The organism is Pseudoalteromonas sp. MMG010, from assembly GCF_018100905.1.
Lineage (GTDB): Bacteria > Pseudomonadota > Gammaproteobacteria > Enterobacterales > Alteromonadaceae > Pseudoalteromonas.
The window spans coordinates 32106-56983 of the sequence record NZ_JAGJEG010000007.1; the positions used below are offsets into that span (position 1 = coordinate 32106).

Here is a 24878-nt window from a genome sequence, read left to right on the forward strand (position 1 = left end):
ATTAAAATTTAATTAATTTCAAGGTTATTGTATATGTTGTCGCAGTTGCAACAATTATTCGAGCGTATCGATAAAAGTAAAATATTTCAATCATTTGTTATTGCCGTAATTATTATTTCTGCGCTTACAGTCGGCGCGCATACCTATACTTTACATCCAACGGTTGAGCTTATTTTAAACTGGATGGATATTGCTATTACCGGCTTTTTCTTAATTGAATTAGTGATCCGTTTTATTGCCAGTAGAGGCATTAAGCACTTTTTTTCTAAAGGGTGGAATATTTTTGATACGCTGATTGTATTAGGCAGCTTATACCCAGCGGCTGGCTCTGCGATGTTACTTGCACGGTTATTACGAATATTTAGAGTATTACGATTAGTATCGATGATCCCCGAACTAAGGCTATTAGTAAATGCATTACTCAAAGCCATTCCACAAATGGGGTATATTGCACTACTCATGTTTGTTATTTTTTATATTTATGCGGCGATGGGTAGCATGTTGTTTGCCGATATCAATCCTACATTATGGAAAGATGTATCCATATCAATGTTAACACTGTTTCGTGTTGCCACCTTTGAAGATTGGACCGATATTATGTACGAAACAATGGCGGTGTATGAACTCAGTTGGATTTACTATTTAACCTTTATATTCTTAACTGCGTTTATATTCCTCAACATGATGGTCGGTACTATCTTAGAAGTCATGTCGCAAGAACATAAAAATGCCCGTGAAGAAAATGATGCCGATTCGTTACCCGCAACGCAAGGGCAAGTCAAAGCACTACAAGCGCAAATAGCCGCGCTTAGCAAAGCACTCGAACAAAAATAACACGCAATAAAAAGGGCGATAAATTCGCCCTTTTTGTCAGGTATTTTTTGTAGGTCTATTTATAGGTATTAACGCGCTGTTATTTTTCGTCAACAATAATACGAAGCATACGACGAAGTGGCTCTGCGGCCCCCCAAAGAAGCTGATCGCCAACCGTAAAGGCACTAATATATTCAGGGCCCATCGCTAATTTACGAATACGTCCTACAGGAATACTTAAAGTCCCGGTTACTTTAACCGGCGTTAAGTCAGTTGCACTAATATCACGCTCATTTGGAATAACTTTAACCCATTCATTATGCGAGGCTAAAATCTCTTCAATTTTTTCTACGCTAATATCTTCACGTAGCTTAATCGTCATCGCTTGGCTGTGACAACGCATTGCACCAATACGTACACATAAGCCATCAATAGGGACTTGCTGCTCTGATGTGCCTAATATTTTGTTTGCTTCGACTTGCGCTTTCCACTCTTCTTTAGATTGACCACTTGGCATAGGTACATCAATCCATGGAATTAAGCTCCCTGCTAATGGGACCCCAAATTGATCGTGTGGCAACTCATTCGCTGCCATTTTTTCGCTCACAATTTTGTCAATTTCAAGCACTGCAGAACTTGGGTTATCTAACTGTTCAGCCACACTTGAATGAATAGCCCCCATTTGCGCAATCAGCTCTTTCATATTGCGCGCACCCGCACCCGAAGCTGCTTGGTAAGTCATTGGGCTTACCCATTCAATTAAATCTTGTTCAAATAAACCACCTAAAGCAAGCAGCATTAACGATACAGTACAGTTACCGCCTACGTAGGTTTTAATACCTTGTTGTAAGCCCTGTGCAATAACGTCTTTATTAACAGGATCAAGAACAATAATACTGTCATCAGCCATACGCAGTGCAGATGCAGCATCAATCCAATACCCATCCCAGCCGCTATCGCGCAGTGCAGGATAAACCGCTTTTGTGTAATCGCCACCTTGACAGGTAACAATAATATCCATTTTAGCCAGTTCGCTAATATCACTGGCATCTAATAGTGGTTTTGCAGGACCCGCAATATCAGGACCTAACTGGCCCGTTTGAGAGGTGGTAAAAAAAGTGGTATCGATATGTGCAAAATCACTTTGTTGTTCCATACGCTCTAATAACACCGAGCCAACCATGCCACGCCAACCGACTAAACCTACTTTTTTCATTGTTTGTTCCACTGTTTGATTCATAAAAAATGCCTTAATACATAAAAATTAAAATTCATTGCGTGAGATTTAATTTTTAAAGCCAAAACTAAAGGCTCAGAGCAGTAAACTACCATTGCTAGGGTGACAACACTAGCAAATAAAGCATAACTTAAAATTATTTCATATACAGAATTACATGCATAAAAAAACCCCATACCGAGTATGGGGTTCATAAAAACACGTTAATTATGCTTTTGCTAAGGAAGTAACTAAAATTCGTAGCTAAAACTTAAACTCAGCTCAGTCCCGGTTTCTTGCTTCCACAAGGTTAAGCCTTCTTGTTCAATTTCTTTTTCTTGGCCTAAAATATTCTTCACTTTAAAATTAACTTTAGAATTAAAGTTAGGAAAGTAAGAATACACTAAATCCAAAGAATGAAACGACTGCTCTTGCGCATCTTCATTACCGCGTGTACCCGGAACAATAATACGTGGACCAAACACATTATAAACAAGTGAACTTGAGTGAAATCCATCTGGTGAATCGTAACCAACTTGTAGGTTAGCAACCCATTGTGAGTGACCAACTAAACGACGTTCGTTATTAGTGACAATGTTTGATACGGTATCGGCATCTAATGCATCTTTTAGCTGTGATTCAAATAACGAATCGACACCATCAGAGTCATCAATTCCTAAATCCACACTTGAATCAGATAACGTGACATTACCTGATAAAAATAACGCAGACCAATCGGCATTAATAAAGCTAAAATCAGTTAAAAAATCAACCTCTATCCCAGCAAGTTTACCCGATGAAGCATTCGCTGTAAGTAACTGAGGAGAGGCTCCCCCTACCCCAGCTAACTCAACCATTTCAATTGGATTTTCAATGTCTTTATAAAACAATGCAACCGATAGGTTATCACCTGATGGCATGTACCATTCAAATCTAAAATCAGCATTGGTCAGATTTGAACTTTCTAACGTAGGCGAACCACGAACTAAGAACTCAGTCAAAGGATCAACAAAGAAAGAAGAGCTAACATCACGCATATCAGGGCGAATTGTGGTTTCGCTTAAGTTTAAACGAAACTGCATTTCTTCATTCATAATATAGGTTAATGCTAAAGAAGGATAAAAGTTATCTTCTTTAATAGCCACGGCCTGAATTTCTTCAAGTGATGAATCAAATAACTGGGTATGAGCTTGATAACCAATAGAGACTTGAGAAAAATCTTCCCACCGCACGCCGCCAGTTATACGCCATGTGTCAGCTAAAAAGTAATCGGCCATAAAATAATAAGCATTTAATTGATGTGCTGCTACATAGGCATCGCCATCGGTGGTGCCATCATCAAAAATCCCAGAGCCTGTCGCGCTTGAATAAAAATCAGCATTTGCGGTATTTTCATCAGCAAAAATGTCACTAATATTTGAACCAAAAGTATAGTCATCGCTAATACCACGGTGTGTTATACCAAAGCTGATATTACTTGCGTCACGTTTTTTTTCTGAAAAATCGCCGCCGATTTTAAGCTCAAGCTCATAGCCATCACCATAAAAAGGGATCCCCATATTCCAGCCAAATGTTTCTACGTCATCGTGTAATGATTGATACTCACGACTGATATTAGTCGCAGCAACATCTTGTAGTTGTTCTGATTCAAACACACCGTCATCTAAATTAGTTTGATAAACAATATCAATACCACCGGGTGCATCTCTGTTTGCACGGCTTAAGCCAGCATACCAATCAAAAAATACATTCTTATACTCAGGAAAGTTATGCGTGCCTTTAAGCTGTGTTGAAAACATCTCACGTTCTTCGTACGTAATGTCCACACGGCGTAGCTCAGTATCGCCTTCTTCTGTTTCGTTTGCATCGTAATAACTACGATTACGCACGCGGTCACTCATATCGTGTAAAGCAATGTTAGTCAGTTCAAATTTATGGTTTGAGTTAAACTCATAGCCTAAATTTAAAGTACCACTCCAGCGTACATTTTGCTCGGTAGACGTGCCTGAGTAGTACTGAGCATAACACTTATCTTCACAGCCTAAACTCCCTAGACTCGCACCATTTTGCTCTTGTACTACTTCCCACTCGTTATCATAAGAAACCGCAGCAAGTACCCCAAAAGTACCCACTTCAGTGTCAAAGCGATCACCTAATGACACCGAAAAACTCATCGCTGGGCTTACGTCTTTTTCGCTGATACCTACATCCCAATCTAAATCTTGAATTAATGAAATACGCTCATCGAGCGTAGTATTAATATCACCTTCAAGACCTGCATCAGAGTTAAATACCTCAACAAATGATGGCGCCAATGAACGAGTTCCATCATCACGGCCCATCCAGTCAGTGTCACCACCTTGGTAAAAATAACCGGTATCGCTATTTGATGTGTTATACGAAGTGCCTACCTGAATATTAAACAAAAAGTCAGACGGGATTGATTTAGTACGGATATTTACATTACCACCACCAAAATGCGCTGGCATATCAGGCGAGAATGACTTTTGTACACTAAGACTCTCAATGATATCTGAAGGGAATAAATCAAGCGGTACCACAGAGCGCGTAGGATCGGGACTCGGTACATACATATTATTTAGCTGTGTACTTGAGTAGCGCTCACCTAAACCACGAACATAAATAAATTTACCATCAACCAGGGTTAAACCTGTAACACGACGCAGTGCCGAAGCCGCATCACCGTCACCGGTTTTAGAAATTTGGTCAGCACCCATAATATCAGCAACAAAGGCTTGATTTTGGCGCTCTTGCAAAACAGCGCCTGCGCTGCCTTTTAAACGTTGCCCTACAGCAACAACTTCTTCTATTTCTTGCTCTTGTGCTTGCGCTTGTGCGGCAACCGCAGTGTGGGTCGATAGCCCCAATAATCCAGCAATCACTGCATAGTTTAACTTTGATAAAACAAGGCTAGAAGGTTTGATACAATTCATTTTTTTACTCCGAAACAAGACAATATACTAGCCGGGCAATGCCCGGCCATAATATACAGTGAGTTATTCAAGACCTACTGTAACCCAACCTGCTGTCCAGTCTTTATCTGAATCCATCGCACCAATATAATCGACAGCGTCGAAGTAACTATTTAAGCTAGATGAATCAAACCCGTTACTTAATAGTAATGAACCCGACGCTGGCATATAGCCATTATCATCTAAGCCTAAATCAGCCGCTGCTTGCACTGAATTACCTTGTTGCGCTAAGAACCACGATTCTACATTGCCTGTACCAATCGTTTCTGAGCCAAAGTTATTTGCCGCTTCACAAGCAACAACAGAATGAGTGATTGTTAATGTTTCATCTTCAGCACGTGGCACCGAATCAGAACCTACTCGTAAGCAGTTTTCGTAACCTTCACCACCGGTCACTAGCACATTTTTAAGGATACCCGCAGTACCCGCTCGTAAACGAATTCCGTTTACACCGGCATCACCAATAATAGTAACATTAGATACCGTAGGCAGTGTCAGAGGCGTTGCATCAGAGTCAAATTCAGAGTTATCGGCTTCTATTGCATTGTCACCTTCTGAACCTGATTGCTTAATCAATACATATTGGGCATTTCCTGTCCAACCAAATGACCAATCAAGTGAGTCATCACCAATGCTTGTTAATACAAGGTGGCTAATGCTTGCTGTACCACCAAAGAACTCAACACCATCATCTAAGTTTTCATGTACTTGAATGTAATCAAGCTCGGTTTGGCTACCTACACCAGCAAGTGAAATACCGTTAAGCTCATCACCGTTACCCAGTGTTTTACCCGCTTGTTTAACAATAACGTACTTTAAAGTACCTGAATTATCATCGCTGATATTACCGCCAAACTGACCCGCATCACCTTCTGCAGATACGCCACAGTTTTCTAATTCTTCTGCGGTTGCTTCACCTTGTTGATCACCACACGAGTTAGCGGGTGCATTACCAAGTAATACTAACCCACCCCATTGGCCAATACCGGTTTCGGCGCCCGTCATATCTTGAATCGATGTCATCGTGATTGGTTGCGTAGCCGTACCTTGCGCTTCAATTTGTGAGCCACGACGAACCACTAAAAAGTCATCTCCCGACTCACCAATTAATGTTGTGCCGTATTGCACATATAACACACTGTTATCTGCACGGTCGTTACCAACGGCCGTACGCCCTTTGAGTATCCAATGTGCATCGTTTGTTAAAGTAACATCGGATGTAAAGACAACATCTTGGTCTAATTGATAAACAGGCTTATCAGTAATTGCTGCATACGTGCTAGATACATCGGTTGCTAAACCTTGCTCAAAAGCATTGCTTACATCATCAGGAAAGCTAGGGGTGATAGCCACAGTCCAGTTATCCATCCAATTAGTATCACCATCAAAGGCACCCACATAATTAGTCGAAGTAAAGAATGCATCTAACTGAGAAGCATCAACACCGTTGCCCAGTAATGGAGAGCCAGATTTAGGTGTAAACCCATCGGTGGCTAAATTTAGGTCGCTAGAGGTAAGCGTTTGGTTGCCTGTTTGGCCTTCAAACCATGATTGAACATTGCCAGAGCCAATGCTTTCATCGCCAAAGTTGTTATCGGTACTACAAGCAATAACTGAGTTCTCGATAGACAATTCGCCCGATTCGGCATGAGCAACAGAATCTGAACCTACACGTAAACAATTTTCATACGAATCTGGACCTGTGACTACTAAGTTACGAATAACCCCCGCAGTCCCTGCTCGTAAACGCACACCGTTTGTGCCATTTGCACCAACAATCGTCACATTTGATAATAGCGGTTTCGTTAATGGTGTGGCGTTAGAATCAAACTCAGAGTTATCAGCTTCGATTGCGTTATCACCTTCAACAGCGCTTTGTTGGATATAAATATTTTGCGCACGACCCGTCCAGCCAAAAGACCAATCAAACGCATCATCACCAATATCGGTTAATACGATATTGCGCACATTAACGCTACCACCGAAAAACTCAACACCGTCATCTAGGTTTTGGTGAACTTGTATGTATTCAACTTTTGTCGCTGAACCGACACCTGCAAACGAAATACCATTTAGCTCATCGCCATTACCTAAAGTTTTACCTGCATGCTTAACAACAACATAACGAAGAACACCAGAATCATCATCGCTGATATTACCGCCAAACTGTCCGGCATCACCTTCAGCAGCAACCCCACAGTTTTCTAATTCGTCGTCGGTTGTTTCACCTGTTTGATCACCACATGAGTTAGCAGGTGCGTTACCTAGTAATACTAAGCCACCCCATTGACCAATTGTAGTTTCGCCACCCGTAACATCTTCAATAGAAGTCATCGTAATAGGTGCCGATGCCGAGCCGTTCGCATTAATCTGCGAACCACGGCGTACAACTAAAAAGTCATCGCCTGACTCACCAATTAACGTAGTCCCTGATTGAACATACAGTACGGTATTATCATCGCGATCATTACCAACGGCTGTTCGACCATTTAAAATCCAATATGCATCGTTAGTTAACGTTACATCTTCAACAAAAGTGGTATCTTGTGTTAAACGATAAACAGGTTTATCGGTGATTTCTGAGAACTCACTCGACACATCGGTTGCCAGTCCTTGTTCAAAGGCATTATCTATATCTTCTGGAAAACCACCGTTTATAGCAACAGTCCAACCGTCCATCCAGTTAGTCACACCATCAAATGCGCCAACTTGGCCATCGGCTAATAATGGCGAACCTGATAATGGCGTAAACCCATCGTCATCAAGCATTAACTCGGTAGTTGAAAGAGTTTGATTACCTTCTTGTGCTTCAAACCATGCTTGAACAGAGTCACCGTTAATGGTTTCGCTACCAAAGTTATTGGCTGTTGTTTCACAGGCAACAATTGAATGGGTAATAGTTAACGTGCCGTCTTCAGCACGTGGCACAGAATCAGACCCTACACGTAAACAGTTTTCGTAAGTGGCTGGGCCTGTTACAAATACATTTGATAACACACCGGCTGTACCGGCACGAAGACGAATACCATTATTACCGCCAGCACCGACAATCGTCACATTAGAAATAGTTGGGTTAGTTAATGGCGTTGCTTGTGAGTCAAACTCAGAGTTATCTGCTTCAATTGCATTATCGCCGGTATCTTCTTGTTGTTGGATATAAACGTTTGTTGCCGAACCAGTCCAACCAAATGACCAATCAAGCGAATCATCACCGATGCTGGTAAGTACAACGTTTGAAACATCAACGGTACCACCAAAAAACTCAATACCATCATCCAGGTTTTCATGAACCTGGATGTAATCGACCGTTGTTGCTGAGCCTACACCTGCAAATGAAATACCATTTAATTCATCGCCATTACCCAGTGTTTTACCAGCCTGTTTTACGACTAAATACTTTAATGTACCTGAGTTATCATCGCTGATGTTACCACCAAACTGACCCGCATCACCTTCAGCAGACACACCACAGTTAGCAAGTTCATCGGCGGTTGCTTCACCTTCTTGATCGCCACACGAGTTAGCAGGTGCATTCCCTAATAAAACTAACCCACCCCATTGACCAATGGTCGTTTCACCGCCGGTCACATCTTCAATTGAAGTCATTGTAATCGGTTGGCTTACTGTGCCTACTGATTCAAGTTGCGAACCACGACGAACCACTAAAAAGTCATCGCCAGATTCACCAATAATGGTTGTACCTTGTTGAATATACAATACAGCGTTATCTGCACGGTCGTTACCAACGGCCGTACGCCCGCTGATAATCCAGTATGCATCATTGGTTAAACTTACATTTGATGTAAACGTTGTATCTGCTGTTAAACGATACACAGGTTTATCTGTAATTGAACTAAATTCACTTGAAACATCGGTCGCTAAACCTTGCACAAACGCGTTATCTATATCACTAGGAAAACCCGTCGTCGCATTTTGTGAATCATCACGTTGTGAAGTTTCATCATTACTATCATCTGAATCATCAATGATATTTGTTATTGTATCGCCTTCATTAATTGTTGTTGAAGTATCACCTTCAGATACAACTAAATCACCACCACAACCCGCTAAAGTCACTGCAGATGCAATCAAACTAACTTTAAATAAGTCAGATAATTTCATTGTTCACTCCGTTAAAGTATTTAATTATTTTGTTCGTTTATGGATAAACCCAAGTTACGTTAGCAGACTTAATAATCGGCTAAGGTAATTTGTCTCTAATTCGACACACCTTACGCCAGACATATGACAAAGTTGTTACACTTTAATAAAACTAAAATGACAATATAAAACAACGCATATTCAATAAGTTAAAGTTATAGATAGAAAAAAACCGCCGTTAGGCGGTTTGGGTGTTGCGATTATGAAAGGGTGACGTTGCCCAAAAGCAACGCTAAAATTATAACAGTGCGGTTCTAAGTGTTTGTGCGTGCACTTTTTCGCTTTTCACATACTTAATCCATTGCTGAGCTAAACGCTGTGACTTTTTGTGTTTCTGCGCTTGTTCAAACGCTAAAATTGACGCATCAAAGTTTTGTAAATTGTATTGCGCCATCCCAAGTGCAACGTAAGCATTAGACTCAAAATCTAATTGGCCTTTATCAAGTGCCATACGCGCAGCATCGGCTGCTTCATCGTATTTTTCAATATTAACAAGGACTTCAGCTAATCGTTGATCAAACTTACCATGTTCTGACAGTTCGGCCGCCTTAGCAAAATAATTCACCGATTCGTCATCTTCTTTAGCAGCGATAAAAGCTTCAGCGATAAATGCATTGTTTTTAGCATTGTCTTGGGCAATACCTAAATTAATGGCTTCGCGCATAACTTCAGCTGCTTTGTACGCTAAACCATTATATAAATACACTTGAGAAAGCTGGCGGTAATCCGACTTAGATTTTAAAAACCCTTGCTGATAAGCCGCTTCAATCACTGCTAGCTGTGCTTTTTCGTTACCCGTTTCGCCATACATCCCCGATAACTGCACCCAATATTCAGGTTTATTGTACAATTTAACCATGCGCTCAAGCACTTCAACCACTTTGTCGCTTTGATTCAGTGAGTAGTACATAGCACGCTGTAACACTAGCCAGTTTTCTTTCGGCTGTTTATCGGCACTGTCGCTTAAATTAATCGCTTGTGAAATGTAACTTAAACCTTGCTCATACTCTTTTAGCTGATAGTACGCTTGCGCTCTTAATACGTAATATGCATCGGTTTTAGGCTTAGTGTTGATAGCGTCCCACTGATCTAAAAATGAAACAACTTTATTGTAATCACTATTCGCCATGGCTAATTGCGCTAAGCTAAATGTGGTACTTAAACGCAGTGTTTCAGGGATAGTTTGCTCTGCAATCACTTTTTCAAACGCCGCGATAGCGCCTGGTAAATCATTTTCGTTATATAAAATAAAACCGTAAAAGTTATACATCATCGCAATTTCGTATGAATTCATGCTAGATATACGCTCTTTAACACTATCAAGTGCTGCTAACCCTGCGGTTGCATCACCGTCATCGGCAAGCTTTTGTGCACGTGCTAATTGGCTGTAAACCTTGTTACGTAATGAAGGTACACGCACTGTTTTTTGCTCTTGTGCATTTACAATCCCCATACTCACACCGGGCAATAAGTTAAGTGCACTGGGTAGCACAACACTGGCTGTGATTGCTGCTGTGCAAAACAAGGTTAGTTTTAAATATTTAGCTGCTGGGTATAATTTCATAATCGCCTCGCGTTTCTAACTAGCTATAAATATTGGCTTAGCCATTTATTTTAAAAGATATTTTATTTTGTACACCGGCCACTTCAACCGCTTCACCATTAACCACACGTGGTTTATATTTGAACTTAGAAGCGGCGTCCATTGCTGCTCTATCAAATAATGATTCAGGTTCTGCTTTAATCACTTTAGGGCTGCGAACGGTGCCTTGTTTAGTTACTGTAAATTCAACAATTACATACCCTTCAATACCACGCGATAATGCGCGTCTTGGATAAACGGGGGCAACTTTAACAATCGGTAAATATTCACCATCACTTGATTCAAGCGCTAAACCACCAGCGAGGTCAACATCACCGCTAATTTCGGCTCCAAAATCAAAGTTATTTGCACCTGCATCGCTATTGTTATCTTGCATTTGTGGCGACTCCATAGGGGGAGGCGGCTCTTTGGGTGTAGGCGGCTTTTGCGGTTTACGCTCTTTCTTTTGTACGGTTTCTTCTTTCTTTAAGCGGACAAAGTCAAGCACATTACCTTTTGCAGGTTCGCTCATAGCACCTTCACCGCCGGTGATCAGTGCTTGCATCCCTAAAAACAAAAAGAAGGTGACTAAGCCTGCTATTACTAATGCTACTAAATAACGCATAATTAACCCTTATGCTTCTTGCGCTGCAATCGATACATCAAATACACCCGCCGCTCTGGCCGCATCCATTACTTTAATTAATGTTTCGGTGGTTGCTTTTTTATCGGCCTGAATAACCACACTACCTTGTGGGTTCTCGGCTTTTAAACGTTCAATATTAGCTTGTACAGCACGTTCATCAATTTGACGTTTGTTAATCCAAATTTCGCCTTTATCTGAAATAGCCACTAAAATGTTGGCGCGCTCTTTTTTAACCGCGGTGGCTGCTTCAGGACGGTTAACATCAATACCGGCTTCTTTTACAAATGATGCCGTAACAATAAAGAAAATAAGCATAATAAATACAACATCCAGCATCGGTGTCATATTAATTTCTTCAGCATCATCTTCTTGCATTAAATTACCCAGTGGTGCTCTCATTTTATTCTCCTGCAAACAACAGCTTTATAATAAAGCTGTTGTTAAAAGTTATTTAGTGGTCTAAAACCATGCTGTCTTCAAGTAATTCAACTTCGCGTTTTGCTTTACGTTGTAAAAATGTAGATGCAAATACGCCCGATAATGCGCCAACCATACCAGCCATTGTAGGTATCGTTGCTTTTGATACCCCCGATGCCATAGAACGAGCACTGCCGGTACCGGTAATCGCCATTACGTCAAATACTTCGATCATACCTGTCACTGTGCCTAACAAACCGAGTAACGGACACAAAGCAACCATGACATTGATTAGTGCTAAGTTGGTGTTTAAACGCAGTCCGGCACGAGACACCATTGCTTGGCGAATTTGCTCTGCGTTCCAACTGTTGCGTTCGTGACGGTTAATCCAGGTCTTTTTAATGTTGCGTTTGTACTGACCAAAGCCAATAAAAAAATATATAAATCGCTCGAGTATCAATAACCACATCGCGAAGATTAACACCCCAATGACCAAGAGAACTTGGCCACCGGTGTCGAGAAAATCACGGATAGCATTGATTGAATCAATCAATAGCACCATGTTTATGCTCCCTTCTCACTACGCTCAGCAATAATACCGGCACTTTGCTCTTGTAAAATAAGCAGTAAGTTTTTAGCGCGTGTGTTTAATAAGGTGTATAAAAATACGGTTGGAATAGCCACAACCAAACCTAGTACGGTGGTAACTAATGCCTGTGAAATACCACCGGCCATTAATTTAGGGTCGCCAGTACCAAATAGGGTAATTGCTTGGAAGGTATTAATCATACCGGTGACCGTACCTAATAGACCAAGTAATGGCGCAACCACAGATATAATTTTAATGAGCGTTAGATTTCGCGTTATTTTTGGCATTTCACGTAATATTGCCTCACTTAATTTAAGCTCTAGCGTATCGTAAGCAACCGTTGGGAAGTCATCTTTGACTTTCATAACACGCCCTAACGGGTTGTCGTTACTTGGCACATCAGTTTTTAACTGACGACGCATTTTTGCACCAATAAACAATAATGAGAAAAAGCGTTCTAAAGCAATAATAAGTGCTACTACACCCACACCTAAAATAACATAACCAACGGTACCACCTTGTGTCACTCGCTCAGATGTATCGGGGGCTTGCACTAATAAACCAAGTATTGAACCGCCCGTTGGGTCAAGTGCAAATGGAACAACACCTGATGTTGCACTTTGTAATTGCTCTGCAGTATCACTATAACGTGTCACTGGTTGACGTGTTAATTCACTCAGTGTGTTAGTACGTGGGTTAAACTCAAGGTATTTACCATTAGACACAAGGTTAAATGCGCCAACACGGACCACTTCTTGCTGTGCTTTATTACCACCGGCAACAATAACCGACGTATTAAAACGGCTCACTTTACCTTGCTCTGTCATTTCGCGTTGAAGTTCAAACCATACTTTTTCGATATCTTCAATTGATGCCAGTTTAGATGTTGAGCCCATTTTTTGCGCTAAATCATCCATAAATACGCTACGATTAGGTAACTCAGCCGATACGACTGACGTTGCAAATTTATTACTTGAATCGCCAGCCACTTGCTGAAGAACACCAAAAAGCTCTTTTAAAGTGCCCATACGATTAGCTAACGTATCTGATAAATTAGCCAGCTTTATTTCATTTTCTTCAAACTGGGTTTCTAAACGCTCAGATTCAACCAGCATTTGATTACGCTTAGCTTGTGTATCTTTAAGCATTTGCACTTGCTCGCTTTGACGCTGAACAAACGCATCTTCACGCACTTTATTTTGTGCATCTTGCGCTGATTGGCCTTGTTCAAGTGTTTTTAATAAAGCATCTAAGTCCATTGGCTCGGCAGCTACCGATGTACCCGCAAACGTTAAGCTTGCAGCAAAAACGGCCATTTTTGTCATTTGAGTAAACAATTTCATTTTTAACCTCTTATTCCGCTGCGTGTACTGGCAGGGTTAACATGTCTGGGGCAAGTTGCTTACGAGCGATACGTAAACCTTTATTAATTTGGCTAATGGCTGAATCAGGTAAGCTCACAAACGATTTAGACTCTTTGTTCCAACTACCCGCTTGTTTGCCATCGCGTGTTAAATAAATAAGTTCAAGGCGGCCAATACGTAAAAAATCAACTTCTCTTTCTTTACCTTCAACTGTTAATAGCGCTGTGTATGACTCGATAGTACGGCCATAATCTACTTCAACTTGGTATGCTTCTAGTACACGACGGAATTTTTCGCTTGATGAAATATCAGCACGATCCATCATGGCCTTTAATGAATCGGTACGTTTGGTGCGCTCTTCTTTTAAAAATGGCACATCAAGAGATACAAACTGCTCTAAGCCTGTGATCATACGTAACATAAGAGGTGTAATTTGGCGCTCAATGATTGAGACCTGATCCATCGAAAAGTTAAGCGACTCCATTTCTTCAATTTGGTTACTTAATTGTTTCGTTAATTGCGCGTTATAAACAGCTAAACCATCAATTTCTTTATTAAGGATTTTAAACTGTTGTAAACGTCCTTGCATCGAATCTGCAATTTTGTCTATTTTAATTTGAGATTGCTCAGCAGTTTCGTTAATTTTGCTGCTTTTATCGATAACCTTATTTAAATCATTTGCTTGTACTGCGGCACTGGCTGCTACAATACCAGCTAAGATTAATGGTTTAACGGCTTTCATCGCATACACCTTTACTCGTTAATTAGCGGATTTGCTATTAGTTTTAATTTTTTGTTTAAAATTTAACTTTTTATATAAAGCTTAATTTAAGCAATAAATTTCAATGAACGAGATTGTATAGATGAAAAATGACAAGCATGTTGCGCTAAAAAGTCAGTTTTATTACAAAAGAAACAAACTTGCCACACACAACAAAAAAAGCATTTTAACTATTAAATATCAATAGGTTAAATATTTAATGTGATAGTTAAAATTATTTACGCACTCATTTAAATAAAATAAATTAACGCTAGTAAGACAAAACTGTCATAAAGGTGGCGGTATTTATGATCATTTTAAAACCCCTTCCCTCTTACTTTTTATTAATTAATTGCCACAATAGCCGGCATCGCTATTTGTTTGATATTTTTAATCTGTTTATACTAGGTATTAAATATCTACAAACCAGAAACGAATGCATTATCAAAATATAATCGCATTACACATAAAGAGAGAATATTTATGTCTACAACCACTTTAACCAGTGTGCAAATTGATGAACTTGCAAAAACCTTATCTGACGCACGTAAAGAGGCGACAATTTTACCGACTTTCCCAGGACCAATCCCAAGTACGTTAGAACAAGCATATACAGTACAAGATGGTTCAATTAAGGCATCAACCGATACAATTGTAGGTTGGAAAGTGGGCATGGTCCCACCTGAGTTACGCGAAGAGTTAGGTTCTGAACGTGTTTTAGGCCCTGTATTTAATAATGTTTATCATCATTTAACTCAAGCACAAGGTACTGGCGAAGCATTTGAATTACCAGTATATGCTGGTGGCTTTATCGCTATTGAAGCAGAGTTGATGATAGAAACAAATCAAGAAATTAAACCTGGTAGTATTGATACTTCAAAAGGAGTGGAGCACTTAGTTAAAAATGTGTACGCCGGTATTGAGATTGCCAGTAGCCCAGTTGTTGATTTAAATGGCTATGGCCCAACAGCTATTATCGCCGATATTGGTAATCAATACGGTATGATTGTTGGTAGCGTAATCGAAGATTGGCAAAATAAAATTGCGTCAATGAGTACCAGTGTATCAATTAACGATAAGTTAATTAACGAAGCTCCAACTGATGGCATATTAAATGGGCCAATGGCTGCATTTGCATTTATGATTGATTGTTGTGCTCAGCGTGGTATTACTTTGCCAGCCGGTTCATTTTGTAGCTCAGGCGCGATCACCGGGGTTCATGAAACGCTGGTAGGTTCAACCTCAACAGTGAAGTTTGGTGATGTTAGCACGATGAACTTCAAGCTTGTTGATAACAAAGCTTAAGTCATTGTTAAATTTTAATAAAAGCGACGTTATGTCGCTTTTATTTTGTTAACCATTAGCAAGTAACTGCTTAATTTGCTCAGCAGTAATCAGGGGGTCTTCATAATTAATCGCAATGGGTATTGCACGTTCGTTATGTAACAAAATTAATGATGGAAACCCTTGTACGGGAAGAGCTTGTAGCATGGATAACTCTTGCATTAACTCACGGTTTAATTCATCACTAAGTAATTTCGATTCAATCTCAGCCTGAGTACCTAAACCTAGCTCCTGGGCTAACTGTGCTAAAACCGATACATCTGAAGGGTTTTTTGCCTGTAAATAATAAGCCTGTTGGATGGCTGCTATCATTTGTACTTCTTTATTCTCTTTACGTGCTAATAAAGCAGCTCGACAAGCAGGGTAAGTCGATCGTCTTGGTTGGCAATTTTGCCAAAATTTAAAATTAAACTCAGTGCCTAAGTAATCAGCTATGCGCTGCCACGTACTTTGCAGCATTAATTGCATTTGTTCAGGCATTGGCTCATCCGAGTCACTCGCTAATCCACCCACACGGTATTCAATGTCAATAATACCATTTAAACTTTGTTTTAATTTATCCCAAGTCGGCGCATAACCCCAACACCAGCTACACATAGGATCGTGTACATATAATAATTTCATATTTAAACCAATAGCATATATTTAAATTAACAAATTTAATCACTACCTTAGCGTATTACAAATATTAATAAAACCTAAAAGCTGTGAGTAACCTCTATTAAACAACACTTACAATGACTCGGTGCCTAAAAACAGCAAAAGTATACTTTGCCTGCCCATTAAAGCCTGCTAGTTATTCACATATAGCTAGGTGGAAAGTTATTTACAGTAGCGTACGGGGGTGTGTGCTAAGCGCGCTAATTCACCATTATTTTTCATAGCTAAGATAGAGGAGTTAACATCAGCAAGCACACGTTGCCAATGGGGTATACGTTTACTAATTGCAAAATGCAATGATTTATCAGCAATCTGTTTACCAACGGGAGTGAGTTTTTGCATTAACGCGTGCTTTTGTTCATCGTCTAAGTTTGAATTAATAATGCTATGTTGGAACACCAGAGGATCACCGACAATTAAATCTACCCGGTTTTCAGCTAACAATCTGACTAACTGAAAATCATCAACAGCATACACAGGTTCGATTAATTTATTATCAATCATTGCATCAAGTTCGGGGGTGTTTTGATAACCCCGTACAACTCCTAGCTGTCGTGTTTTAATACTATTTAAATCACCATTAAAGGTAAATTCATCATCTTTACGCTTTAAAAAAGACAAAGCCCCACCAGGAAACGGGGCACTTAAAGCTAATAGCTTAAGGCGTGTCGTATTGGTTATGTTATCTGATGGCGCCGAATGTTCTATATCATATTCGGGTATTAAAATATCAGCTTGACCTAACTCCACGTATCGAACCGCACGTGCCCAAGGCATAAATTCAATGTGCACATTGTAATTTTGCTGATGAAGTGCAGCAACGACAAATTGTAATATCCAACCATTGTTACACAAAGAGTCGCTAATATATGGAGGCCAATTTAACGTGACTAATCGTAATGTACGCTGACTATTAGGGTGTTTAAATAACAAACCAGATTTATAAAACTCACTGGTTACTGTGTTTTGCTTTTCATTAGCATAGTACTGCACCACCACTTTTGCATTTGCAAAAGTACTTAAAAATAGCAAGCATAAACTAATGTATCGCACTTTTCTTACACCTAGGTTAATCAAAATAAATAATTTTAAATAACGGTAACAAGTTATATAAACGCTACCATAGCAAATTTCGCTGTAATCGCTAATGAGCGGTTATTATACAACATTTTTATCTTATTTGCTTTGAACTACAAGGTTGGCATCACTTCGGCACACGCCTAAATTAAATTTATTATCACTGATATGCAGACTTAGGTTTATTGCACCTTACTTTTGCCATTTCATTTTATTGTTAGTATCGCGCGAACTAATAATAGTCTCGTCGCTACTCTTTATACCACCCAATTTAGCTAATCGATCATATAGCACCACATTGCAAGTAGCTGCTAAGTTCATACAACCAATGGTGGGTACATAAACGACTTCATCGCACCATTTTAAAATGTCTTTTGACACAGAGCCATCTTCTGGACCAAAGATATAAAAAGCGTTCTCTGGATGAATAAATTCAGGTAACGGTGTTGCACCCTCAATTAATTCAATTACAACCACTTTAGCCCCTGGCGGGGTAACATCAGATAATTGCGTTGTAACAGTTAACGGTATATGTTCAGCGGCATTTTTAGTATCGGTATGAAATTTTTTTGCATTTAAATACCGGTTTCCGGTAAAAAAAACGTGCTTTGCATCGTAGCACCCTGCAGCTCGCAGAACACCCCCGACGTTTGTAGGGCTTTTAGGGTTAATTAAACCAATTGTGGCTTTTAACTCACTCATTAATCACAATCCATGGTTGGCCAGCTGGCAATATATAAATCAAAATCATCAAGAGATACTTCGTCATCTTTTACCGTTTTATCACGAACAGAAATACCTAATTCGTGCATTAATTCTTTACTGCCATTATTTAATAGTGGATGCCATGAAGCTAAACCACGGCCTTCATGTAAACGACGGTAGCTGCAACTTTGCGGCATGAAAAAAATATCTTTTAGATTTTCTTTGGTTAACTTAACACACGATGGGACGAGGGTTTGGCGGTTTTCATATTCACTGCAACCACAACTCTGGTTGTCTAGGTATTGGCATACAATATTAGTAAATATCAGTTGTTCACCTTCACGCAATTGGTCAGTGGCGGTAAAGTCATCTTCATCTTCACTATCGATAAATGTATTTAAACAGCATTTACCACAGCCATCACAAATAGCTTCCCATTCATGTTGCTGCATTTCTTCAAGGCTCTTTTTAAGCCAAAACTGTGTCTGTGCTAACTGTTGTGAAACCATATAATACTCGCGCGCCCCGTTTAAGAGCGCGCATTTTAGCGTATTGCGATATACACCGTAAAGTTGTTATTTTTGTGCAGCAACCCAACGTTTAATTTTACGCTCTAAAATTGGCATTGGCATAGCTCCGTCGATTAATATTTGGCTATGAAATGCCTTAATATCAAAGTGCTCACCTAGCTGCTCTTTTGCATAGTCACGTAATTGCTGAATTTTAAATTGACCTAATTTATAACTCAGTGCCTGCCCTGGCCATGCAATATAACGTTCAACTTCGGCAATGACGTCAGATTTTGCCATTGAAGAATTTGCCAGCATGTAATCGATACCTTGTTGGCGGGTCCAGCCTTTGGCATGAAAGCCCGTGTCGAGTACCAATCGCATTGCACGTAATTGCTCGTCATTTAAGCGGCCATACCACATGTAAGGGTCGGTAAATAAACCTAATTCTTTACCTAAACTTTCTGCATATAAAGCCCAGCCTTCTGCAAATACAGTGTATCCGCCATATTTTCGAAATAAAGGTAGATTATCAACTTCTTGTTGTAAGGCTATTTGAAAGTGATGCCCCGGTGCCGCTTCGTGAATAGACAATGTTTCGAGTAAAAACTTGGGTTGAGCCTTTAAATTAAATGTATTGATATAAAATATCCCAGGACGAGAACCGTCCGGAGCCGGAGAGGCATACGACGCGCCCGCTGCCGATTGTGCACGATACGCTTCAACCGGTTTCACGATATAAGGCGCTTTAGGGGCAATATCAAATAATAAAGGAATGCGCGCATCAATTTTTTGTTTTACTTGTTCGTACGCTGCGACTAATTCTTCTGGCGTATTAAAATAAAACTCGTCTGAATCACGTAAATGATTAAAAAACGCATGTAAATCACCTTTAAAGCCAACCGTTTCTTTTACTTGCTTCATTTGCGATAAAATACGTGCCACTTCACTTAAGCCAATTTCGTGGATTTCGTCTGCCGATAAACTTAATGTGGTATTTTGTTTTATTTGATATTCGTACCAAGCCTTTCCGTTAGGTAAATCACTGTACCCTATTGAGTCACGGCTATTAGGTATATATTGCTGCGCTAAAAATTCACTCATAGCGGCATACGCTGGGACAATTTCTTCTAAAATTAATGCGCTGTACTTAGCGGTCAGCGTTTCTTTTTGCTGTGTTGTAAACGACGCTGGCATTTGCTTTATTGGTGAATAAAACAACGAATCTTCGGCCTGAGTCACAACATGTGCTTTAAATTGTGGAAGTAGTTTTTCTGCCAAAGGCTTTGGTAACACAATCCCTTGTTTAATGCCTTGTGCCATAGCGGTTTGTACGCTATTTAACCACGCAATATAACTATGAGCTCGGCCAATAAATGCCTCATAATCTGCAGGTGTGTTAAAAGGTTGTGCGCTTTGCCCAGACCCTAGCCCAGCAAATGTATTATGCGCTCCCGACATTTGATTGATGGGTAACAAATACGATGGAAATTGCATACCTTGTTGTTTAATAGATAGTTCATGCGAAAGTACTTCAAAACTTAATAATGCTTGGCCAGTCAATTGCGTTTTATCTATTTGCGCTAAACGGTTTTGAAAATGTTGATAAAATTGAGCTTGTTTTGCCCTATTTTCTGCAGAAATAACCGGTAAAAATTGATCATTAAATGAATTATCGCCAACATAAGTTGCTTTAATTGGGTTAAACGTTAAAGATTGCTCAAAATACAATGAAACTAATACATCGAGTTGTTGCTCGGCTGATAACTCAGACACCACTTTATTATTCGTAGCTAAATGGGTGTGTTGTGAGTTAGGTGTATGTGTACAACCACTTAATGCAGCGATCACACTTGTTGCGACTAACGCTAGTTTTATAAATTTCATGTTGTTCCTTATGATAACTTTGCCCCGATTATGGGCTTAAATTTAGCTGATTAAAAGCAATTGCGGTCAGTGACATACATCATTATTAATTTACAGTGCAATCGATGATTGCTACATTAAAAAAACAGCCTCTAAAACATTAATTAATCAATAAGAAGAAACGAATGAAAAAATCGATCTTAGCAGCTTCCCTTGCCCTTATTTGTGCTACCAGCTTACCAAGCCACGCTATTACCTATATCAGTGCGAAGGCAATGCTAGATGTAGAAACCGGTAAATTACTAAAATCGCCTTTAATAAGTATTGATAACGGAAAAATTATCGCCGTACAACAAAATACTAAACCAACCATTACCGAAGAAGATGAATACATACAATTGCCAGAGCTGACATTAGTGCCTGGTTTAATGGATATGCATGTGCATTTAACCAGCGATCCAACGGTGTCTCGTAGTGAGCGTGTAGGCCAATCAGTTCCGCGTATGGCGGTTAAAGCGGCTCACTTTGCTAAAATAACACTCGAAGCAGGTTTTACTACAGTCCGTAATGTCGGTGCTCCAGGTTACAGTGTTATTGCACTACGAGATGGCATAAATGCAGGAGATGTTGTAGGTCCTCGTATTTGGGCAGCAGGCCCTTCACTTGGCATAACCGGTGGTCACTGTGATAACAACCGCCTACCTCCTGAACTTAAATACACTGCAGATGGTGTAGCAGATGGCCCTTGGGCAGTCCGTGTAAAAGTAAGAGAAAACATAAAATACGGCGCCAATGCTATTAAGTTTTGTGCCACAGGTGGCGTGTTTTCAAAAGGCACCAAGGTTGGTGCGCAGCAATACTCACTTGAAGAAATGCAAGCAATCGTAAGTGAAGCGCATAGACGAGATTTGCCGGTTGCTGCTCATGCACATGGTACAAGCGGTATAAAAGACGCAATAAAAGCCGGTGTAGACAGCGTTGAACATGCAAGCTTTTTAGATGACGAAGCCATTGAACTTGCACTAAAACATGGTACATGGCTATCAATGGATATATATAACACCGAATATACTTTAGCGTATGGCGAACAAAACGGGGTTGATGAAGAAAATCTTAATAAAGAAAGGCTAGTATCAAAAAGACAACGTGATAGTTTTAGTCGTGCAGTAAAAGCAGGCGTAAATATGGTGTTTGGTACCGATGCTGCAATATACCCGCATGGTGATAATGCCAAACAGTTTTCTCGTATGGTTAAATTTGGTATGAGCGAACTTCAAGCAATCCAAGCGGCTACTATAAATAGCGCTAAGTTGTTAAAAATGGATACACAACTTGGGCAAATTAAAAAAGGTTATGCCGGTGATATTATTGCCGTTAAAGGTAATCCACTGAACGATATATCAGTGTTAGAACAAGTACCATTTGTTATGAAGGCAGGCATAGTTTACAAACAATAAGCGCTTAAAAAAGGCCAATAAATAATAAAAACGCCTACCTAATAGGCGTTTTTTATAAATTAATTTTAGTCACTCAATGTCAATGAGTGCTAATCATTGCTATATTTTTTAACCGTGCTAGCATTAATTTATTGAAATTACTGAAAACTAAAAATCATGACATTATCTGAAAAAAACTTTGCCTTTGTTATGCACTGCGGAGAAATGGGAAGTCGTTGGGGCTTTAACCGCACTATAGGCCAAATGTGTGGTTTATTAATTATTACCAAAGATCCAATGACTGCAAATGAAATTGCCGATGCATTAAGTATCTCACGAGGTAATGTGAGTATGGGTATTAAAGAATTACAGTCGTGGCAATTAATAAAAGTACATCATATTCCTGGCGATCGTAAAGAGTATTACACCCCCGCGGGTGATATTTGGGATATGGCAAATCGTGTTTTTGAAGAAAGAAAAAAACGTGAAATTGAGCCCACTCTCAGCCTGCTACGCGATAATCTTTTAGAGCAAGCGGCTAATGAAGATGAACAGTATGCACAAAAACAAATGGAAGAAATCCATAATTTACTTGAAACAGTAACTAAATGGTCATCTGAATTACAACGTTTAACCCCTGAGCAATTAAATAATTTAATGAAGTTAGGCTCTGGGATTGGAAAAGTCATTGATTTAAAAGATAAACTATTTAAAAAAGAATAAATAAAATAGTGTATTACAATTAATTATTTAAATAAAACCTATAAACACATCCATGTTTATAGGTTTTTTTTATGGCTATTATTTAAAACTTATAGCTTGCCGATAGTCGAACACTGCGAGGGGTTCCCGGTTGTACCCATGCATCAGCAAACGAATTGGTGTAATACGTTTCATCAAATATATTATCAACTTCAGCACGCAGCGCTAACGAATCTGAAGGATACCGTGATACAAATGGCTATGCATAAGTAGCCTCAATATAAGAGGCTACGTAGGTATAACTTAAACATTATTTAAAGCGTACGACTAATTCGTGTAACTCATCAGATATATCTTTTAAGTGCGCTAACGAGGTTGACGCGTTGTGTGTGGCCTGGGCACTGCTATCTGCTAACGATGAAATATTAACAACTTGTTGGTTAATTTCTTCTGCTACATGAGATTGCTGCTCTACCGCGGCTGCTATTTGTGTCGACATATTTGTAATTTCACCGACTGAGTTTACGATCCCATTTAGCATGTTTGCACTTTGTAGTACTTTTTCTAAGCCTGCGTTTGACCCTATACGTCCTTTATCGGCTATCTCTACCGAATCATTTGCTTTCGCTGTCAATGTCGATACTATTTTATAAATTTCGCTGGTTGAATCTTGAGTATGCTTAGCTAAATTTCTAACCTCATCGGCAACAACGGCAAAGCCTCGACCATGCTCCCCTGCTCTTGCCGCCTCAATAGCTGCATTTAGCGCTAATAAATTGGTTTGCTCTGCTATTTGCTCAATCATATTGGCTGCTTTTGCAATTAAATTAGTTTGATCAGCAACCTCAGAAACAGATGTACTAATGACTTCGACCGTATCGCTTAAGCCATTAATTGCATCACTGGTAACTTGTGATAATGCTTCACCTTTTTTAGCTAAATCATACGCTGTTTCTGCTTGGCTTGCTGTATCAGACACATTATTAGCAACCTGACCTATGGTGGTTGTAATTTCATTCATCGCAGTGGCCACTTGGGCTGTTTCGGCTTGTTGTTGATCTATACCTAATTTTGTATCTTGAACTAAATCATAAGATTCTGACGATTCTTTAGCGACCCGTTGAGCTGCATTTTCAATACGGCTTATCACTGTAATCATATGTGCGTGCATGCTAATAATTGAAACTTCTAAGTGACCGATTAATCCTGTTCTATCGGTATAAGATTGTACTGACAAATCATCAGAAAACGTCCCTTCTAACTGTTTAGATAAATTATTTAAACGCGCAGTATGTTTATAATTTAAAATACCCGCACCTAGTAACGCGGTTATGGCCATGGCAATGAAGCCTAATGTGCTAAAGCCAGAAAAAAATAGCAGTGTGGAGATTATAAATAGAGTTGAAATAAATAGCGTGGATTTTGCTAATGGTAATGGTTTTACCAACCCCTTGGCATCATTTAAACGTGCATAAAGCTTTTCACATCTTGCAATATCGCTTGCTTTAGGGACAGAGCGGACTGATTCATAACCAACAACCTTCCCTTTTTCGGTGACAGGCGTTACATAAGCATCGACCCAATAGTAGCCACCGTCTTTACACCTATTTTTAACCAGTCCCATCCAAGGTTTACCGATTTTTAAATGGCTCCACATTACAGTAAAAGCTTGAGGAGGCATATCGGGATGCCTGACTATATTATGAGGTTGACCAATTAACTCTTCTCTTGAAAAACCACTTATTGTGGCAAATGCATCGTTACAGTCGGTAATGATGCCTTGCATATCCGTAACCGAAATGAGCTTGGTGTTGGCATCAAATGTTTTACCGATGGTTGTAACAGGTAGATTTTTACGCATGACACCTGATCCTTGTATTATTTACGTATGTTCATTAATTATGATTTAGCTAAATAGGAATAATTAATATTAGTTGTTATAAATTAAAATCGCTAATAAACATAAAAACAATACTTTATATTTACTATAAAATTAATTTAAACAAGGAGGCATATGACGAATATAAGGTTTAAATTG

19 protein-coding genes are annotated in these 24878 nt (G+C 39.6%); 4 read left to right on the top strand and 15 right to left on the bottom strand.

Translation table 11 applies throughout. The features are described 5' to 3' along the window. The first annotated feature begins 33 nt into the window (after positions 1-33). Positions 34-834, top strand: a complete 801-nt coding sequence (locus J8L70_RS08925; protein ID WP_211055224.1) for an ion transporter — start codon at positions 34-36, stop codon at positions 832-834. 79 nt (positions 835-913) lie between these two features. On the opposite strand, the gene asd is transcribed toward J8L70_RS08925, so the two are convergent. From asd to J8L70_RS08970, 9 genes are all read right to left on the bottom strand, one after another. After that, on the bottom strand, positions 914-2053 hold the full coding sequence (gene asd / locus J8L70_RS08930) for an aspartate-semialdehyde dehydrogenase (RefSeq protein WP_211055225.1): 1140 nt from the start codon (positions 2051-2053) through the stop codon (positions 914-916). A 227-nt stretch (positions 2054-2280) separates the two neighbouring features. Further along, on the bottom strand, positions 2281-4983 hold the full coding sequence (locus J8L70_RS08935) for a TonB-dependent receptor (RefSeq protein ID WP_211055226.1): 2703 nt from the start codon (positions 4981-4983) through the stop codon (positions 2281-2283). 63 nt (positions 4984-5046) lie between these two features. Then, positions 5047-9144 carry a hypothetical protein gene (locus J8L70_RS08940; RefSeq protein ID WP_211055227.1) on the bottom strand — a complete coding sequence of 1366 codons (4098 nt, stop codon included), beginning with the start codon at positions 9142-9144 and terminating at the stop codon, positions 5047-5049. 277 nt (positions 9145-9421) lie between these two features. Then, positions 9422-10747 (bottom strand): CDC27 family protein, encoded by a 1326-nt coding sequence (locus tag J8L70_RS08945; protein ID WP_211055228.1) that lies wholly within the window; start codon positions 10745-10747, stop codon positions 9422-9424. Between the two features lie 37 nt (positions 10748-10784). Then, positions 10785-11390 carry an energy transducer TonB gene (locus J8L70_RS08950; protein WP_211055229.1) on the bottom strand — a complete coding sequence of 202 codons (606 nt, stop codon included), beginning with the start codon at positions 11388-11390 and terminating at the stop codon, positions 10785-10787. A gap of 9 nt (positions 11391-11399) precedes the next feature. Beyond that, positions 11400-11810 carry a biopolymer transporter ExbD gene (locus J8L70_RS08955; RefSeq protein ID WP_211055230.1) on the bottom strand — a complete coding sequence of 137 codons (411 nt, stop codon included), beginning with the start codon at positions 11808-11810 and terminating at the stop codon, positions 11400-11402. Positions 11811-11862: 52 nt separating this feature from the next. Beyond that, entirely contained in the window at positions 11863-12390 is a 528-nt protein-coding gene (locus J8L70_RS08960) for a MotA/TolQ/ExbB proton channel family protein (protein ID WP_211055231.1), read from the bottom strand. Between the two features lie 2 nt (positions 12391-12392). Then, complete coding sequence (locus tag J8L70_RS08965) at positions 12393-13760, bottom strand: MotA/TolQ/ExbB proton channel family protein (protein ID WP_211055232.1); 1368 nt, start codon at positions 13758-13760, stop codon at positions 12393-12395. 10 nt (positions 13761-13770) lie between these two features. Then, positions 13771-14523, bottom strand: a complete 753-nt coding sequence (locus J8L70_RS08970; protein WP_211055233.1) for a DUF3450 domain-containing protein — start codon at positions 14521-14523, stop codon at positions 13771-13773. 501 nt (positions 14524-15024) lie between these two features. Here J8L70_RS08970 and J8L70_RS08975 point away from each other — a divergent pair. Then, the gene (locus tag J8L70_RS08975; protein ID WP_211055234.1) at positions 15025-15846 is read left to right on the top strand and encodes a hypothetical protein; all 822 of its coding nucleotides are present in this window, start codon (positions 15025-15027) and stop codon (positions 15844-15846) included. Between the two features lie 48 nt (positions 15847-15894). Here the strand turns inward: J8L70_RS08975 and J8L70_RS08980 are convergent, their stop codons facing one another. From J8L70_RS08980 to J8L70_RS09000, 5 genes are all read right to left on the bottom strand, one after another. Beyond that, a complete protein-coding gene (locus J8L70_RS08980) occupies positions 15895-16509 on the bottom strand; it encodes a DsbA family protein (protein WP_211055235.1) in 615 nt (204 codons plus the stop codon). A 198-nt stretch (positions 16510-16707) separates the two neighbouring features. Beyond that, entirely contained in the window at positions 16708-17598 is an 891-nt protein-coding gene (locus J8L70_RS08985; protein WP_348772145.1) for a transporter substrate-binding domain-containing protein, read from the bottom strand. Positions 17599-17814: 216 nt separating this feature from the next. Next, positions 17815-18324 carry an RNA methyltransferase gene (locus J8L70_RS08990; protein WP_211055236.1) on the bottom strand — a complete coding sequence of 170 codons (510 nt, stop codon included), beginning with the start codon at positions 18322-18324 and terminating at the stop codon, positions 17815-17817. After that, positions 18324-18836: a YcgN family cysteine cluster protein gene (locus J8L70_RS08995; protein ID WP_211055237.1), complete on the bottom strand. Its 513-nt coding sequence runs from the start codon at positions 18834-18836 to the stop codon at positions 18324-18326. The genes J8L70_RS08990 and J8L70_RS08995 overlap by 1 nt, the downstream gene beginning before the upstream one ends. Positions 18837-18902: 66 nt before the next feature. Continuing rightward, positions 18903-20723: a DUF885 domain-containing protein gene (locus J8L70_RS09000; protein ID WP_211055238.1), complete on the bottom strand. Its 1821-nt coding sequence runs from the start codon at positions 20721-20723 to the stop codon at positions 18903-18905. A 164-nt stretch (positions 20724-20887) separates the two neighbouring features. On the opposite strand from J8L70_RS09000, the gene J8L70_RS09005 reads away from it, so the two are divergent. Both J8L70_RS09005 and J8L70_RS09010 read left to right on the top strand, forming a co-directional pair. Then, complete coding sequence (locus tag J8L70_RS09005) at positions 20888-22159, top strand: amidohydrolase family protein (protein ID WP_211055239.1); 1272 nt, start codon at positions 20888-20890, stop codon at positions 22157-22159. Between the two features lie 156 nt (positions 22160-22315). After that, positions 22316-22861, top strand: coding sequence for a MarR family transcriptional regulator (locus J8L70_RS09010; protein WP_211055240.1), 546 nt, complete (start codon positions 22316-22318; stop codon positions 22859-22861). A gap of 289 nt (positions 22862-23150) precedes the next feature. Here J8L70_RS09010 and J8L70_RS09020 read toward each other — a convergent pair whose 3' ends face one another. Continuing rightward, entirely contained in the window at positions 23151-24701 is a 1551-nt protein-coding gene (locus tag J8L70_RS09020) for a PAS domain-containing methyl-accepting chemotaxis protein (RefSeq protein WP_211055241.1), read from the bottom strand. Positions 24702-24878: the final 177 nt, after the last annotated feature.